The sequence below is a fragment of the Actinomadura meyerae genome (assembly GCF_900188445.1).
Taxonomy (GTDB): Bacteria; Actinomycetota; Actinomycetes; order Streptosporangiales; family Streptosporangiaceae; genus Spirillospora; species Spirillospora meyerae.
Map to the genome: position 1 here is coordinate 38,241 of NZ_FZOR01000040.1, position 14,036 is coordinate 52,276.

The 14,036-nt window shown below is 71.6% G+C and carries 12 protein-coding genes; 6 read left to right on the forward strand and 6 right to left on the reverse strand.

Translation table 11 applies throughout. The annotated features are described in order from the left end of the window. Positions 1 to 10 precede the first annotated feature (10 nt). From CHF16_RS31120 to CHF16_RS31130, 3 genes are read right to left on the reverse strand one after another with little or no spacing between them, the layout of a single operon-like run. A complete protein-coding gene (locus CHF16_RS31120) occupies positions 11 to 2,038 on the reverse strand; it encodes an aminodeoxychorismate synthase component I (protein ID WP_143228182.1) in 2,028 nt (675 codons plus the stop codon). A gap of 53 nt (positions 2,039 to 2,091) precedes the next feature. After that, a complete protein-coding gene (locus CHF16_RS31125) occupies positions 2,092 to 3,168 on the reverse strand; it encodes a mandelate racemase/muconate lactonizing enzyme family protein (protein ID WP_089329732.1) in 1,077 nt (358 codons plus the stop codon). After that, entirely contained in the window at positions 3,165 to 4,301 is a 1,137-nt protein-coding gene (locus CHF16_RS31130) for an alpha/beta hydrolase (protein WP_089329733.1), read from the reverse strand. Before CHF16_RS31130 ends, CHF16_RS31125 begins: the two co-directional genes overlap by 4 nt. 171 nt (positions 4,302 to 4,472) lie before the next feature. Here CHF16_RS31130 and CHF16_RS31135 point away from each other — a divergent pair, with 171 nt between their 5' ends. From CHF16_RS31135 to purU, 6 genes are all read left to right on the forward strand, one after another. Next, a complete protein-coding gene (locus CHF16_RS31135; protein ID WP_089329734.1) occupies positions 4,473 to 5,675 on the forward strand; it encodes a homogentisate 1,2-dioxygenase in 1,203 nt (400 codons plus the stop codon). Next, positions 5,665 to 6,633: a thioredoxin-disulfide reductase gene (trxB, locus tag CHF16_RS31140; RefSeq protein ID WP_089329735.1), complete on the forward strand. Its 969-nt coding sequence runs from the start codon at positions 5,665 to 5,667 to the stop codon at positions 6,631 to 6,633. Before CHF16_RS31135 ends, trxB begins: the two co-directional genes overlap by 11 nt. Further along, the gene (locus CHF16_RS31145) at positions 6,626 to 7,465 is read left to right on the forward strand and encodes a methylenetetrahydrofolate reductase (RefSeq protein ID WP_089329736.1); all 840 of its coding nucleotides are present in this window, start codon (positions 6,626 to 6,628) and stop codon (positions 7,463 to 7,465) included. Before trxB ends, CHF16_RS31145 begins: the two co-directional genes overlap by 8 nt. A 90-nt stretch (positions 7,466 to 7,555) precedes the next feature. Then, positions 7,556 to 8,905, forward strand: a complete 1,350-nt coding sequence (locus CHF16_RS31150) for an aminomethyltransferase family protein (RefSeq protein ID WP_089329737.1) — start codon at positions 7,556 to 7,558, stop codon at positions 8,903 to 8,905. Between the two features lie 57 nt (positions 8,906 to 8,962). Beyond that, positions 8,963 to 9,877: a bifunctional 5,10-methylenetetrahydrofolate dehydrogenase/5,10-methenyltetrahydrofolate cyclohydrolase gene (locus CHF16_RS31155; RefSeq protein ID WP_089329738.1), complete on the forward strand. Its 915-nt coding sequence runs from the start codon at positions 8,963 to 8,965 to the stop codon at positions 9,875 to 9,877. Between the two features lie 26 nt (positions 9,878 to 9,903). Continuing rightward, positions 9,904 to 10,764 carry a formyltetrahydrofolate deformylase gene (purU, locus tag CHF16_RS31160; RefSeq protein WP_089329767.1) on the forward strand — a complete coding sequence of 287 codons (861 nt, stop codon included), beginning with the start codon at positions 9,904 to 9,906 and terminating at the stop codon, positions 10,762 to 10,764. Positions 10,765 to 10,875: 111 nt separating this feature from the next. Here purU and CHF16_RS31165 read toward each other — a convergent pair whose 3' ends face one another. The 3 genes from CHF16_RS31165 to pdxR all read right to left on the reverse strand — a co-directional run bounded on the left by CHF16_RS31165 (position 10,876) and on the right by pdxR (position 14,016). Continuing rightward, positions 10,876 to 11,526 (reverse strand): hypothetical protein, encoded by a 651-nt coding sequence (locus tag CHF16_RS31165; protein WP_089329739.1) that lies wholly within the window; start codon positions 11,524 to 11,526, stop codon positions 10,876 to 10,878. Positions 11,527 to 11,667: 141 nt separating this feature from the next. Next, entirely contained in the window at positions 11,668 to 12,327 is a 660-nt protein-coding gene (locus CHF16_RS31170; RefSeq protein ID WP_089329740.1) for an SMI1/KNR4 family protein, read from the reverse strand. Positions 12,328 to 12,585: 258 nt separating this feature from the next. Next, on the reverse strand, positions 12,586 to 14,016 hold the full coding sequence (pdxR, locus tag CHF16_RS31175; RefSeq protein ID WP_089329741.1) for a MocR-like pyridoxine biosynthesis transcription factor PdxR: 1,431 nt from the start codon (positions 14,014 to 14,016) through the stop codon (positions 12,586 to 12,588). Positions 14,017 to 14,036 lie beyond the last annotated feature (20 nt).

A 14,036-nucleotide genomic window follows, 5' to 3' on the forward strand; every position in this document is an offset into this window, starting at 1 on the left:
TTCCGCCGGTTCACCCGGCGGCGGTGCCGATCGCGAGGAAGTTCCGGAGCATCCCGCGGCCGTGGGGCGTGAGGATCGACTCGGGATGGATCTGGAGGCCGTGCGTCGGGTGCTCGCGGTGGCGCAGACCCATGATGGTCCCCGACGCGGTGCGGGCGGTGACCTCGAGTTCGCCGGGCAGCCCGTCGTCGGTGACGACGAGAGAGTGGTAGCGGGCGCACGAGACCGGGCTCGGCAGCCCGCGGAAGAGCCCCCTCCCGGCATGGTGCAGCAGCGACGGCTTGCCGTGGACGATCCTCCGGGCGCGGACGACGCGGGCACCGTACGCCTCGGCGATCGCCTGGTGCCCGAGGCAGACGCCCAGGACCGGAACGCTCGGCCCCAGCACCCTGGCGGCCTCGACGCTGATGCCGGCCTCGGCTGGGGCACCGGGGCCCGGAGAGATGACGAGGTGGGTGAAGTCGCCGTCGCGGGCGGCGCGGACCAGGTCGTCGACACCGGTCTCGTCGTTGCGGATCACCTCGGTGGCCGCGCCGAGGTCGCGCGCGTCGTGCACGAGGTTGTAGACGAACGAGTCGTAGTTGTCGATGAACAGCACGCGCGCCGGGGCCGCCGCCCGCCGGGCCGGCGCGGCGGCGGGCCGGCGGCACCGGACGGTGGGCACGGGGCCTGAGGGCGAGGTGCTCATGGGCGCGGTGCCCGAGGGCGCGGTGCCCGAGGACGCGGTGCCCGAGGACGCGGTGCCCGTGCTCCCGGCGGAGGGCCGCCCGGCGCCGGCGGCAGGGGAGAGATGATCGAGCGTCCCGCCGATCGCGCGGATGAGCGGTGCGGCCTTGGTGAGAAGCTCGGCGTACTCGCCCTCCGGTGTCGACTCGGCGACGATCCCGCCGCCCACGCCGAGCCAGACGCGCCCTCCGGCGATCTCGAAGGTGCGGATGGCGACGTTGAGCTCGACCCCGGCCGCGGGACCGACGTGCCCGATCGCGCCGGTGTACGCCTCGCGTCCGGTGGCCTCCAGCCGTGCCGCGATCTCCATCGCGCGCGGCTTGGGCGCGCCGGTGACCGAGCCCGGCGGGAAGGTCGCGCGCAGCAGGCCGGCGTCGGTGGCGCCGTCCGCGAGGCGGCCGGTGACGTCGGAGACGAGATGCCAGACGGCATGCCGTTCCGGGCGGACGAGAGCCGGTACCCGCACGCTGCCCGGCGCGCAGACCCTGCTGAGGTCGTTGCGCATGAGGTCGACGATCATGATGTTCTCGGCCCGGTCCTTGCCCGAGTCCAGCAGCTCCCGGGGATCGGTGCCGAGAGGCGCGGTGCCCTTGATCGGCGACGTGATGACGGTGCCGCCGGTCCGGCGCAGGAACAGTTCGGGGGAGAAGCTCGCGACCGCTCCCTCGGGGGCCGCGACGTAGGCGGCGTACGCCGGCTTCAGCGTCCGGTACCCCCGGCAGAACAGCTCAAGCGGATCGCCGTCGAACCGGGCTTCGAGTCGTGCGCAGAGGTTGACCTGGAAGATGTCGCCGGCCGCGATGTGATCGAGGGCTCGCCGGACGGCGGCCCGGTGGGACGCCGGGTCGGGGGTGAGGGCGAACTCGCCGACGCCGAAGGTCCGCGGCTCGGCGGCGCGTGCCAGCGCCGCGAGGACGTCGGCGGGATCGGTGGGCCCCAGCGATTCGAGCCACCACTCGCCGTCGACGCGGCGCAGGACGCGGTCGTAGAACCCGACGCGGTGGTCCGGCTGGGGGACCGGCCGCGCGTGCGGCTCGGGTACCCGCTCCAGGACATGAGCCATCCGGTATCCCCAGACACCGATCCATCCGCCGCCGAACCCCGCCGCCGGTTTCTCCCGGCGCGGCACGTCGACGGCCGCGAACGGGTCCTCGGCGACGCGTACGGGATCGAACGCGATGACGGCTTCGCCGTGGTGCCAGTCGCCGAGCAGGCCCACCAGGCGATCGCGGTCACGGAACCTGCGGAGCACGTCCACCGGTTCGAGGTCCAGATCGAGGTGCACGCGGAACACCTCGGCAGCGGACTCCATCAGCGCCTCGCCGGGCACCGGCCGGCCCTGTCCATCAGTGCTCCTCGCTCAGGTCAGACGCGGTGGGCGCGCAGTGCGTCCGGGTCGAATCTCAGTCCGTGCCCGGGCCGGTCCGGCGGGCGGGCGCGGCCGTCGCTGATCTCGATCGTCTCCAGCAGCACCCCGTCGAGCAGCGGGAAGTGCTCGATGTACGAGCAGTTCGGCGCCGACAGCGCCAGGTGCACGTTCAGCTCGGGAAGGAAATGGGGGGACAGGACCGCCGACCCCGCCTCCGCGATCGCGGCGATCCGCCGCCACTCGGTCACTCCGCCGCACAGCGGGGGATCGGGCTGCAGGACGGACGCGGCCCGCCGCTGGAGGTACTGGGCGAACTCGAACCGGCCCAGCAGGTGCTCCCCGACGGCCACCGGCAGCCCGCCGCGGGCGGCCAGCTGCCGGTGCCCCTCGACGTCGTCCGAGCGGAGCGGCTCCTCGATCCAGTAGACGCCGAGGTCGGCCAGCCGCCGGGCGAGCCAGATCGCGTCGGCCAGGCCCAGGCGCTCGTTGCAGTCGACCATGATGCGGGTCGCGTCGCCGAGAGCCGAGCGCACCCGCGCGACGCGGGCGACGTCCCGTTCGAGTCCGAGGACTCCCGCACGCAGCTTGACGGCGTGGATGCCGTCGGCCGCGTACCGCTCGGCGCCCTCGACGAGTTCGGCGTCGCTCATCGCGTGCGTCGCCCGGCCGCTGCCGTAGATCGGCACGCTGTCGGCGTGGGCGCCCAGGTACCGGTAGAGCGGCAGGCCCCGCTCGACCGCCAGCAGGTCGTGGACGGCGATGTCCAGTGCCGAGACGGCCGGTAGCGCATGGCCGCGCCCCAGCCGGTGGGTGACGTTCCACAACGCCTCCCAGGTGGCCGGCCAGTGGTCGAGGCGCGTGCCGGTCACGGCGGCGCGCAGGTCGTTCTCGAGCAGGTGCCGCGCCGCTCCGGCGCCGCCGGTGAGGCCGAAGGTGAACCCGGTCCCGGTGCCGCCGTCGGAGTCCTCGACGGTGACGATCACCAGGTCGACCCGGGTCGCGCCGGAGCCGCCCCTGCCGGCGCCCAGGGGGATCGCGTGGTGTGACGTCGTGAGGTGCGCGATCGTGCTCACAGGACGTCCTCCGTCCAGCCGACCAGCACGTCCGCCATGTGCTCGATGAGCTCCGGCTGGCCGTTGAGGTAGTGGCGGCCTCCTTCGATGGCCGTGATCCGCCGCGCGCTGGACGGCGCCGCCTCGTAGAGCTGCCGGGCGTGCTCAGGGAAGCACGCCTGGTCGGCCGTGCCGTAGATGACGTGGACGGGTACGTCGACCGAGCGCAGCCTGGCGGGTCCGTCGCCGTGGGACGTCCGCACCGACCACTGGGAGAGCCAGGACTGGAACGACGTGTAGTGGCCCAGGGTCGTCGGGATCAGGTTGGCGACGTCGGCCGGCCCCCACAGCGTCCCGGCCGCGCGGTCGGAGGGGTCGATGCTCAGGTCGAGGTTGCGGGGATCGGCGCAGGTGGCGTGGACGGCCATCGGCAGGTCGGTGATCCGCCCGCCGGTCCGCTCGCGGAGCCGCTCGATCCCGCGGAGCGCGAGGTCGGTGATCCGCTCGTTGCGTGCGATCTGTGCCTTGCGGTAGGCCGCGAGCCATTCGGGCGGGAACGGGGGGCCGTTCTCCGGGTTGAACATGTCCAGCGCGCCGTCCCGGTCGTCGACGCGGTCCTCGTCGAGGATCGACGGGTCCAGCATCTCGGCGAGCAGGCTCGCGCGGCCCGGATGCGCCATCAGGGTCACGATGGCGTCGACCGGCGGGAGGTCGGCCCGGGTCAGGTCGGGCCCGGCCCCGCCCGGGGCGGACCGGATCGTGGCGTGCGCGGCCTGCTCCTGGTAGAGGGCCACCAGCCCGCCGCCCCCCGAGTTGCCGACGAGCACCACCCGCTCGTATCCCTCGAGGCGCAGCCGGCCGACGACGGCGGCCACGTCCAGCACGCAGTTCTCCAGCAGCAGGGCGCTGTCGTTGCCGATGTACCGGGTCGTCATGGCGATGGCGTCGACGCCGCGCTTCGCCCACGCGTCCAGCGCGTAGTGCCCGAGGAAGTTGGAGGACGGGTGGACGACGACCACGGCCGTGGCGGCCCGTTCCCCTGATCGGGCCCGCACGCGCGTGCACCACAGCACGCCCGCCATCCGCGCCACGCCCGAGTACACCTCGGTCGCGCGTGCACCGCTGCCCATGGGCACCGTCAGCAGCTCCCGCATGCGATCCATCCTCGATTATCGATGATTGAGTTCGTTAATCGAGCAGCCTAAGGCGGCCGCTGGGGGACGTCAACGCGCCGCCGGACGCCTTCGGGTGCATTGACAGTCGCGGAATCGGCCCGCCATACTCACCGTTATCCGAACCTAGTCACCGATTATCGAGAGGTCCGCATGGTCATGTACCGGCAGATGGGCCGGATCCCGCGCCGCCGACACACGCAGTTCCGCGACCCCGAGTCCGGCGGGCTGTACTACGAGGAGATGCAGGGAGAGGAGGGGTTCTCCTGGACCCAGTCGTTCCTGTACCACCGGGAGCTGCCGACGGTGATCACGGCGGCGGAGGCGGTGGAGCTCGACGACCGGGAGACGGTGCCGAACGCGCCTCTTCTCCCGCGCCACGTCCTGACCCACAAGCTGGGCGTGACGGGGGACGCCGTCACCGGGCGGCAGGTGATCGTCGGCAACCCGGACCTCACGGTCTCCTACGTCGCCGCGAACCGGAGCAGCGGCCTGTACCGCAACGCGATCGGCGATGAGCTCTGCTACGTCGAGTCGGGGACCGCCGTCCTGGAGTCGTCGTACGGCGACCTCACGGTCGGCGAGGGCGACTACGTCGTGATTCCGGCGTCCACGACGCATCGGTGGGCGCTGACTTCGGACGAGCTGCGCCTGCTCGTCGTCGAGGCCACGGGCACCGGGCACATCCGCCCGCCCAGGAAGTTCATGTCGCCCGTCGGGCAGTTCCTCGACGGGGCGCCGTACAACGAGCGCGACCTCCGGGCTCCCGAGGTGCTTCCCGCGCCGCGCACCGGCGAGGCCGACGTCCTGGTGCGGACGCGCACGGGCTGTACGAGGTACCGCTACGCGTTCCACCCCTTCGACGTCGTCGGCTGGGACGGCTACAACTACCCGTACGCGTTCAACATCGGCGACTACCTGCCCACCACCGGAGCACTGCACCTGCCGCCGCCGACCTACATCACGTTCGAGGGCCCCGGCTTCGTCGTCTGCTCCTTCGTCCCGCGGATGTTCGACTACCACCCGGACGCGGTCAAGGTGCCCTACGCGCACGCGAACGTCGACTCCGACGAGGTCCTCTTCTACACCGGCGCCTTCCTCAGCCGCGCCGGCAGCGGGATCGAGCCGGGGTCGGTGTCGCTGCACCCGGCCGGCCACGTGCACGGCCCCCAGCCCGGCAGCCACGAGAAGACGCTCGGCATGACCTCGACCGACGAGACCGCCGTGATGATCGACACCTTCCGGCCGCTCCGGATCGGCAAGGCGGCGCTGGGCGTCGAGGACGACGCCTACGCGTGGTCGTGGGCGCGCGGAGCCGGGCGGGCCGCGGGCACGGGTGCCGGCAGTGACCGCTGACCCGGCGGGCGAGCCGCACGACGTCGTGATCGTCGGGTCGGGGCCCGCCGGCTACACCGCGGCCGTCTACGCGGCTCGCGCCCAGCTGGCCCCGGTCGTCGTCGAGGGGTCGGTGACGGCCGGCGGCGCCCTGGTCAACACCACGGAGGTCGAGAACTTCCCGGGCTTCCCCGACGGTGTCATGGGTCCGGACCTCATGGACTCCATGCGGCGCCAGGCCGCTCGGTTCGGCGCGTCGCTCCTCCGCGAGGACGCGGTGGAGCTGGCCCTCGGCGAACCCGTCAAGCGGGTGGTCCTCGGCGACGGCCGGGTCCTGCGCGCCCGCACGGTCGTCCTGGCGATGGGCTCCGCCTACCGCCGCCTCGGGCTGGAGTCCGAGACCCGCCTGTCCGGCCGCGGCGTGAGCTGGTGCGCGACGTGCGACGGCTTCTTCTTCCGCGGCAAGGAAGTCGTCGTGGTCGGCGGCGGTGACACGGCGGTCGAGGAGGCGACGTTCCTGACCCGGTTCGCCTCACGCGTCTACCTGGTCCACCGGCGCGACCGGCTCAGGGCGTCGAAGGCCATGCAGGCCCGTGCGCGCGCGGACGCCAGGATCGAGCCGGTGTGGAACTCCCGGGTCACGGAGGTGCTCGGCGGCGACGGCGTGACGGGCGTCGAACTGGTCGACACCAGGACGGGCGAGACCCGCGAGCTCAAGGCCGGCGGCGTGTTCGTCGCCATCGGCCACGACCCGCGGTCCGAGCTGGTCCGCGATCAGCTGGACGTGGACGGCGCGGGCTACGTCCGCGTTGCCGGTCCCGGGACGCGGACCAGCCTCGACGGCGTGTTCGCGTGCGGTGACCTGGTCGACTCGCGGTACCGGCAGGCGATCACCGCGGCGGGCTCGGGCTGCGCCGCCGCACTGGACGCCGAACGCCACCTGGCCGCGGCCCGGCAGGGGAGCGGATTCCATGACTGACCCGGTCGAGGCGGCGCGGGAACTGATCCGCGGCGCCGCCATCGAAGTGATCCCGATCAAGGGCGCCGAGCGCGCGGTCGCGGCGATACCGCCGGCGACGAAGGTGACCATCACCTGCTCCCCGAAGTTCGGTCTCGACCGGACGCTGGAGCACGTCGCGAAGGCGGCCCGCGCCGGCCACCGGGTCGTGCCGCATCTGGCCGCCCGCCAGGTCACCGGCCGCCGCGGCCTCGGCGAGATCGCCGAGCGCCTGGCCGACCTCGGGGTCACCGACCTCTTCGTCGTCGGCGGCGACGCGAAAGTGCCGGAAGGGCCGTTCGAGTCCGCGACGCAGCTGCTGTCCGCGCTCGCCGGCCTCGACCATCCGTTCACCAGCATCGGCGTCACCTGCTACCCGGAAGGGCATCGGCAGATCCCCGATGAGGCCCTGATGGAGTCGTTGCTGGCGAAGCAGGAGCTCGCCGACTACATGGTCAGCCAGCTGTGCTTCGACCCGGGCGCCCTCGTCGGATGGCTGCGGTCGGTACGGGCGGCCGGGGTCGCCCTGCCCCTCAACCTGGGGCTCGCGGCGCCCCTGAACAGCCGCAAGCTGCTCGAACTGTCGCTCCGCATCGGGGTCGGCTCGTCCGTGAGGTTCCTCGGCAAGCAGCACGGCCTCGTGAACAGCCTCGTGCTCGGGCGCGACTACGAGCCGGAGAAACTCGTGGCCGAGATCGCGCGGCAGGAATCGTTCGAGGACCTCGGGATCGCCGGGCTCCATCTCTTCTCCTTCAACCAGGTCGAACGGACGCTCCAGTGGCAGCGCGGCCAGACTTCCGCGCTGCCCGCCTAGACCTCCCGCCGGACCCTCCGCCAGACCTCCCGCACCGAGGACGCCGGGTCGTCCGGCGTCCACTCCCGCAAGCAGGAAAGTGACATCACGATGACCGAATCGCTGGAAGCCAAGATCGCGCGTATCGGCAATCCCGTCGACATGCTCCGTTCGGCCGGCCGGGGGTCGTACCCGTTCCCCGTCCCGCGCGAACACACCAACTGGCGCGACGAGCAGGAGGCGTGGGGGACCACCGCGACGCTCTTCGACCAGTCGCACCACATGACCGACATCTACTTCAAAGGCCCGGACACCCGCCGCCTGCTGTCGGACTTCGGCGTCAACGACTTCACGAAGTTCGGCCCGAACAAGGGCAAGCAGTTCGTCGCCTGCAACGAGGACGGCGGATTCATCGGGGACGCCATCCTCTTCGGCCTCGGCGACGACGAGTTCAGCCTCGTCGGCACCCCGACGCTGCCGAACTGGATCGCCTACAACGCCGAGACCGGCGGCTACGACGTCGAGGTCCGCCGGGACGAGCGTTCCAGCACGGTGGAGCAGGAGGGGCGGTCCACGTACCGGTACCAGATCCAGGGACCGCTCGCCCTCAAGATCATCGAGAAGGCGAGCGGCGGATCGCTGCCGGACATCCGGTTCTTCAACATCGGGACGTTCACCATCGCCGGAACCCCGGTCCGCGCGCTGAACCACACCATGACCGGGATCCCCGGCGAGGAGCACACGGGACTCGAACTGTGGGGCCCCGTCGAGCACGGCCCCCGCGTCCTAGAGGCGATCGTGGCCGCGGGGGAGGAGTTCGGGATGCGCCGCGGTGGGGCACTGGCCTATGCGAGCACCACCCTGGAATCGGGCTGGATCGGTCTCACGGTCCCCGCGATCTACACGCAGGAGTCGTTGAAGCCCTACCGTGAGTACCTTCCGGGCGACGGTTACGAGGGCGCGTCCGCGCTCGGCGGGAGCCTTCTGTCGGACGACATCGAGGACTACTACCTCACCCCCTGGGACCTCGGCTACGGGCGCCTCATCCACTGGGACCACGAGTTCCTCGGGCGGGACGCCCTGCGGAGCCGCGTCCACGAGCCGCACCGCGTGAAGGTCTCGCTGGCCTGGAACGCCGATGACGCCGCCAGGGTGATGCTCGACGGCCTCCTCCGCGAGGGGACCCGGACGCGGTACTTCGAGCTGCCGAGCATCCCGTATTCGACGTTCCAGTACGACATGGTGCAGGTGAAGGACTCCGTCGTCGGCATCTCGACCCGCGCGGGATACAACTCCAACGTCCGCGGCTTCAGCTCCCTGGCGATGCTGGACGAGGCCGCCGCCGAGATCGGCGGCGAGGTCGTCGTCACGTGGGGCGAGCCGGACGGCGGAGCCGCCAAGCCCCACCTCGAGTCCCATGTGCAGGCGTCGATCCGCGCCACGGTCACCCGCCACTTCTGATCGCGGGGGCAGAGGAGTGAACGAGCAGCGGGACGCCTCCGCACTGCGGGAGGCGAGATGACGGCGCAGGTCATCGATGGCAGGAAGGCCGCGGAGAGGCTGTCGCACGAGGTGGCGGCGGAGGCCGCGTCCCTGCGCGAGGCCGGCCTCCACGTCGGCCTGGCGACGGTGCTGGTCGGCGACGATCTCGCCGCCGGCGTCTACCAGCGCCGCCTCGGCACGGTGGCGGGGCGGCTGGGCGTCCCGGTCCGCCAGATCAAGCTCCCGGGCGAGACGTCGGAGAGCGCGCTCATGGAGCGGATCCGCGCCCTGAACGAGGACCCGGACGTCAGCGGCATCCTGCTGCTCCGTCCACTGCCCGCGCGGATCTCGCAGGCACGGGCGTTCGCGGGCCTGGCGCCCGAGAAGGACATCGAGTCGGTCCATCCGGAGAACGCCGGGCTGCTGGTCCTCGGCGTCCCGCGCTTCGTGCCGTCCACCGCCGCGTCGGTGTTCTACCTGCTCGACCACTGGCTGGAGGAGACCGGCGTGGACAGGGCCGAGTTCTACCGGAGGTCGTCGATCACGGTCGTGGGCAGGTCCGACAACGTCGGCAGACCGTGCCTCGCCCTCGCGGCCCACCGCAACGCCGCGGTCCAGTCCGTGGACGAGTGGGCCAGCCGTGCGGGCACGCTGGGGTGGCACACGCGCAGGGCGGACGTGCTGGTCGTGGCGGCCGGCCGGGCGGGCCTGATCCGCGCCGAGCACGTCAACGACGGCGCCGTCGTCATCGACGTCGGGATCAACCCCGTGCGCGACGAGTCCGGGCGGACGACGCTGGTGGGCGACGTCGACTTCGGCAGCGTGGTGAACCGGGCCCGCGCGTTGACGCCGGTGCCGGGCGGGGTGGGCCCGGTCACGGACCTGTGGCTGATCCGCAACACGATCCACGCCGCGAGGGAGCTCGCCGTCCAGAGGAGGGAAGCGCAGTGAGCCGCACGCCGATCGGCGAAGAGGACATCGACAAGGAGGACATCGTCCTCACCTTCGCCTGTCCCGACCGCATGGGAATCGTGCACGGGGTCTCGAAGTTCCTGCTCGACCACGGTTGCAACATCGTGGAGAGCCGGCAGTTCGACGAGCGCGTGAACGGGCGGTTCTTCATGCGCGTCCAGTTCCGGGCTCAGGGCCGGGCGGAGGACGTGATCGACGGACTGCGGGACGACTTCCGCCCGCTGGCGTCCGAGTTCGCCATGGACTGGCGCCTCAGCAGGGTCTCGCACCGGCTGCGCGTCCTGATCCTCGTGAGCAGGATCCCGCACTGCCTCAACGATCTGCTGTTCCGGGCCCATCACGACCGGCTCCGTCTCGACATCGCCGGCGTCGTCTCCAACCACCCCGACCTGGGGCCGCTGGCCGACAACTACCGCGTACCGTTCCACCACATCCCCGTCACCCCCGAGTCGAAGCCGGATGCGGAGGCGCGGCTCCTGCGCCTCATCGAGGACCTCGACGTGGAACTGGTGGTGCTGGCGCGGTACATGCAGATCCTCAGCGCCGACCTCTGCAAGACGCTCGAAGGCCGCGCGATCAACATCCACCACTCCATGCTCCCCAGCTTCAAGGGGGCGAAGCCGTACCACAAGGCCCACGAACGGGGGGTGAAGCTGGTCGGGGCGACGGCCCACTACGTGACCGCGGACCTGGACGAGGGGCCGATCATCGAGCAGGAGATCGCCCGGGTCGACCACGCGATGTCCGCCGACGAGATCACGCGCTTGGGCAAGGACAACGAATGCCGGGCCCTCGCGCGTGCGGTGCAATACCACGCGGAGAACCGCATCCTTCTGGACGGTCAACGCACCGTCGTACTCGTGTGAATCTCTCAATCGAGTAATCGCTGATGCCTGTAGACAGGTGGGTCCCGTTCGGCAAGCGGTCAGCCCCAAGGGGAGCTGCATGCCGAACGGGACCACCGCTCTCGCTCACACCTACGCACCGAATTCGCGATCAGCAACCCGAGGCTGATCCTCGAAGAACAGGGCGTACACGTCGGCCCCGGTGGGGATCTCGGCGTCCAGGGGGTGCTCTACGACCCACAAGGCGGCGGCGTCATAGACGCAGTAGGACTCGAAGTTCTCGGTCTGGGCGACCACGATCAGCCGCGATCCGACGCGCCATACCGCGTGCCACCAGCCCGCGCCGGAATGCCGTCCCTCCACACTGGGCCGGCCCAGCCGCTCCGCCACCTGCTGGCGGCCCTGCCGCCACACCTCGTCGAAATCCGCTCGCGGCGCGTCAAGATCGAACGTCCAGTGCGGGTAAGAGGCACCTGCGTCCCGAAGGGCCTTGACTTCAGGGGCCGTCCTGTCGGTGGTGTCGTAGAAGGTCGCGAAGTCGGCAAAGAAGCCGATGACTTGATCGGCCGCGCCCGCCATGCATACACCGATCGGTCGGTCGCCGGAGTGGAACCGATGGTCCCACCGCTCGAACACCAGCCGCGAGATGGGCTCATCGCCCGGCGTCGGCCACCCGGTACGCGCCCAGGTCGCGTCGAGATCTTCGGGTTGCCAGGAGGACTCGGCAAGACCGCACATCACCGCCACTGTCGCCGCGTCTAACGACCACCAGAACATAGCCATGCCGGAAGACTGCCCTACTTCCAGCGGCGGCAGGTGTCAACGGGAGCAGGCGCCGACGTTCACGGAGCTCTGCGGACGCTCCTCATGCCCTCCTGCCCGAGCACCAGCCAGCGTGTACTCCGGGGGCTCCGGACAACACGCTCACCTGGGCCCGTCGAGCACCACCGCGTCCCTGACCAGACGCGGATCCCGCGCGTCCACCCAGGTGAGCCCACCCCGCTCCAGCGCCGGCCGAGTCCACGTTTCCTCGGTGCCGTTCGGGAGAATCAGCGCACGTCCCTGTTCGAGCGCGGCAGCGATCTCGGCCAGCCAGTCGGGCAGCGGCCACCCATCCGAGTGGTACGGATAGGGATTGTCTCCCTCATCTGCTGACCAGGTACCGAGATTGCCGTAGGAGGGTACGTCCTTGCGGGCGTCGATGTGCCAACCCGACCAGGTGTCCCCGGCCGTCCGCGCAAACGGCAGAATTCCTGGCTCGTGCTCCCAGTGCCGGGTGTGCAACCGGTACTCAGCGGCAAGCTCGTCGAGTGGCAGAACCGCCTTGGCATTCGGGAGGATCCCGGCGATCCGGCCCGCGCCGGACGGCGCCCGGTTTTCGTCCACCCCGTCATGGATGCGATACCAGGCCGCCAGCGTGGCGGGAAGTTCCACGCCCATGGCCGCCTCCGCGGCGGCGATGTCAGCGCCACCGGCCGGCGGGCGCAGCAACGCGGCAGAGGCCGGGGCGTGCGCCTGCAGCCAGGCTTCGATCCGCCCCCAGGCCGCCACCAGAAGCTCCACCCCATCAGCATCAGTACTCATACGCTGATGCTAAAGAGTGCCAAGTCTGAGGAGTTGGCGCGGTTGCGCGCTGAGAACAGGGGCGGACGGCTCAGCTCGCTGACGAACGGCCGCGACTGACCTTCAGCTATTGGGGTTCACCCGTCTGGACCGAGGCGTCGGAGTAGAACGCAGCGTTGTGTGCGCTCGAGCCAGCCCCTTCTCAGGCAACGTTGCCCGGGTGTTGCGCCGGCGCATGTAGCCGGCGATCGCGGTGCCCTGTTTCGGGGGGTGTGCTGGTCAGTGCTCGGCGGGGTCGGGCGGGAGGATCCGGCACAGCGCTTCGATGGCCTGCGCGTAGCCGTGGTCGGGAGGGGTGGCGTAGCCGACGACCAGTCCGTCCCTGGCGGGCATGGTGGCGTTGGGGTGGCGGAAGTCGGCGAGCCCGTCCAGGGCGACGGAATGCCAGGTGGCGGCCTTGACGGTGGAGCGTTCCGTCCGGGGCGGCAGACTCAGGACCGCGTGCAGCCCGGCGGCGATGCCGGTGGGCGCGATGTGCGGGGCCCGGGCGTCGAGGGCGGCGACGAGCCGGTCGCGGCGAGCGCGGTAGCGCTGGCGCATGCGGCGGACGTGCCGGTCGTAGTGCCCCGAGTCGATGAGGTCGGCGAGGGTGAGCTGGTCGGTCACGCCGGCCCATGCCTCCCGCTCTCCCTTGGCGGCCAGGACGGCCGGGACGAGGTGCTCGGGCAGCACCATCCAGCCCAGCCGCACCGCCGGTGACAGGCTCTTGCTGACCGAGCCGATGTAGACGACCCGTTCGGGGTCGAGGCCCTGGACGGCGCCGACCGGTTCGCGGTCGTAGCGGAACTCGCCGTCGTAGTCGTCCTCCAGGATCACCCCTCCGCAGGTCCGGGCCCAGTCCAGCGCGGTCACGCGCCGCTCGGGGTGCAGCGGCCCCCCGGTCGGGAACTGGTGCGCCGGGGTGAGCAGGGCCGCCCGCACCCCCTTGAGGTCCGCCAGCTCGGCGGTCCGGGCACCGTGCGCGTCCAGGGTGAGCGGGACGGTCCGGACGGAGGCGGCGGCCAGGATCGACCGGTGGAAGGCGAGCCCGTACGACTCCGCGGCCAGTGGGCCGCGCAGGACCCGGCCGCCGAAGAGCAGCCGCAGAGCATGGGCGAACCCGGAGCACACCACGATCCGGTCCGGTGCGGTCCGGACGCCGCGGGCGCGCGCCAGGTACTCGGTGAGCGCGCGGCGCAGTTCGGGGCGGCCCCGCGGATCGCCCGGGCCGAAGGCTTCGTTCGGTGCGGCGTTCAACGCGCGGCGGGCGGCGGACAGCCAAGCGGAACGCGGGAACGCGGAGGCGTCCGGCTGCCCCTGCCGCAGGTCGTGCGCCGGCGGTGCGGGGCGGGCCGGTGTCCGCTTCGGCACCCGCGGGGAGCGGACGGGTTCGGTGCGGGGCGCGACGCGGGTGCCCGAGCCCTGCTGGGCGATCAGCCATCCCTCGGCGACCAGTTCGGCGTAGGCGCCGGCGACGGTGTTGCGGGCCAGTCCGAGGTCGGCGGCCAGAGACCGGTACGGGGGCAGCCGGGTGCCCGGGGCCAGGCGTCCGTCCCGCACGGCCTCGCGCAGCGCGTTGCTGAGGACGGCGCGGCGGCTGCCCGGGCCGGACAGGTCCAGATGCAGGTCACTGCCGAGCCGTTCCGCCGGATTGACCCAAGATTCCGCCACGGAAATGCACCTTATCGAAG

Excerpts from the sequence above, each read along its gene's own strand:
- CHF16_RS31120 (WP_143228182.1), bottom strand. The coding sequence starts at position 2,038 with ATGGAGTCCGCTGCCGAGGTGTTCCGCGTGCACCTCGATCTGGACCTC.
- CHF16_RS31165 (WP_089329739.1), bottom strand. The coding sequence starts at position 11,526 with ATGGCTATGTTCTGGTGGTCGTTAGACGCGGCGACAGTGGCGGTGATG.
- CHF16_RS31135 (WP_089329734.1), top strand. The coding sequence starts at position 4,473 with ATGGTCATGTACCGGCAGATGGGCCGGATCCCGCGCCGCCGACACACG.
- CHF16_RS31145 (WP_089329736.1), top strand. The coding sequence starts at position 6,626 with ATGACTGACCCGGTCGAGGCGGCGCGGGAACTGATCCGCGGCGCCGCC.
- CHF16_RS31150 (WP_089329737.1), top strand. The coding sequence starts at position 7,556 with ATGACCGAATCGCTGGAAGCCAAGATCGCGCGTATCGGCAATCCCGTC.
- CHF16_RS31155 (WP_089329738.1), top strand. The coding sequence starts at position 8,963 with ATGACGGCGCAGGTCATCGATGGCAGGAAGGCCGCGGAGAGGCTGTCG.
- CHF16_RS31130 (WP_089329733.1), bottom strand. The coding sequence starts at position 4,301 with ATGCGGGAGCTGCTGACGGTGCCCATGGGCAGCGGTGCACGCGCGACC.
- CHF16_RS31170 (WP_089329740.1), bottom strand. The coding sequence starts at position 12,327 with ATGAGTACTGATGCTGATGGGGTGGAGCTTCTGGTGGCGGCCTGGGGG.